The sequence below is a fragment of the Sphaerothrix gracilis Ecp01 genome, from assembly GCF_030405905.1.
Lineage (GTDB): Bacteria > Cyanobacteriota > Cyanobacteriia > Phormidesmidales > Phormidesmidaceae > Sphaerothrix > Sphaerothrix gracilis.
This window is the reverse complement of sequence record NZ_JASATW010000116.1, coordinates 1-1,499: the sequence shown is the minus strand read 5'-3', so window position 1 is coordinate 1,499 and position 1,499 is coordinate 1. Positions and strand designations below refer to the sequence as shown.

The following is a 1,499-nucleotide window of genomic DNA, read 5'->3' as shown; positions in this document are numbered from 1 at the left end:
TCGAGCTAGTGAACAGGGAATCAGTCTTTCACAGTTCATTAGAGAGATTGCTTTAACTGAAGAGATTTCAGAGAGCGCTTGGTCTAATATCAGGCGACGTCTATCGTCTATCGAGACCCAGTTGTTTGCTCTGAGATTTGTGATTGAAGCGGAACTAGATGTTTCTTTTTCTCGGCACAGTGCCGAAATTGATGCCGACGAAGACCCGGTAGAGTACCACTTTGCTCTACTTGCAGAGAAGCTGAAGCAGCTTTTTTTAGAAGCTCAACAACGCTAATCAATGGCTATTGTCAATGCAGCTACAACCAAAGACTTTCGGGCCACTCACCGCTATGTAGCCGTGAGAGAGGATAAGCGGCCACAGGTTATCCATTCTTCTGTGCCTCAAGGCATCGATGCTCTGCTGGGTCAGGAGATTGACCCAATCGCCACTGCCGAAGCGATGGAAACACAAGCCGCTAAGAGCAATCGCGTTGAAAAGCCTTGCTATCACATCTCTATCTCTGTCGCTGAGGAAGATGAGCTGTCTAAGTTGGATTGGCACCAGCTAGCAACTGGATTTCTAAAGAAGGCAGGCTTAGACGAACATCAAGCTGTCGGCTACCTGCACGAGGACACAACCTATCCAGATAGTGACGAGGTACGGCCCCATCTGCATTTGGTGGTTAACCGGATCGGGGAAGATGGTACAGCCATTCCGACTTCCTGGGACTACTACCGCTTCCAAAACGCAATCCGCGACGTGGAGCAAGAGATGGGCCTGACCTCTGAGCCCAATAGCTGGGAAGTGGGGCGCCGCCGTGATCCTTCTGGGCAGGTACATCGCCTCGCGGCAGAGCAGACAGAGTATGAAAATTCAGAGCATCCGCGCTCCAAGCCACCTCAGCCAACTGTCAGAACGCAGCTTCAGGATGCGATTGACAACGCTATCGAGCAGGCTACTTCGGTTGAAGGCATCACAGACTTTTTATCCCGGCAGGGCATCGACAGCCAGCTCAGCGATCGCGGCTGGAGCTTAGAGAAGGACGGTATTGCCTTTGCCGGAAGCCAGCTCGGACGAGCCTATTCGATGAATGCGGTAGAGCAAATCATGGCGGAATCACCAGAGCAAAAAGAGCAAATCATTGATGCCGAGTGGCAACCTGCTGAGGCGGAAGGTAGCAGCAAGGCAGATAGCAAACAACGCCAGAAGCAGCGCCAGCGCTCGATGAAGCAAATCATGCAGGAGACGGCTGATGCTGAAGAAGACTCCAGCGATCGCCAGCAGCAGGGCCGCAAGATTAAGCGCTCTGGTGAACGTCTATCGCGGCAGTCTGATGAAGTGGATGGCCTTACCTTTATCGGTAGCACCGTCGCCGCAGCGGGCGGACTGCTGGAGCTAGGTGAAAAGTTCGGCAAAGAAGTACGCAAAGCCCGTAACCGCGCCAACAACCAACGTGCGACAGAGCAAATTGACAAGCTAGAAGAGATAGGCGATCGCACCACAGCGCTAGAAAAAT

The 1,499-nt window shown here is 52.5% G+C and carries 2 protein-coding genes; both read left to right on the top strand.

From position 1 onward, the window contains the following. On the top strand, window positions 1-277 hold a 277-nt coding region (locus QJQ48_RS28095), incomplete at its 5' end, for a hypothetical protein (RefSeq protein WP_346294487.1). A 3-nt stretch (window positions 278-280) separates the two neighbouring features. After that, a partial coding sequence (locus tag QJQ48_RS28090; RefSeq protein ID WP_346294486.1) for a relaxase/mobilization nuclease domain-containing protein occupies window positions 281-1,499 on the top strand: 1,219 nt, incomplete at its 3' end.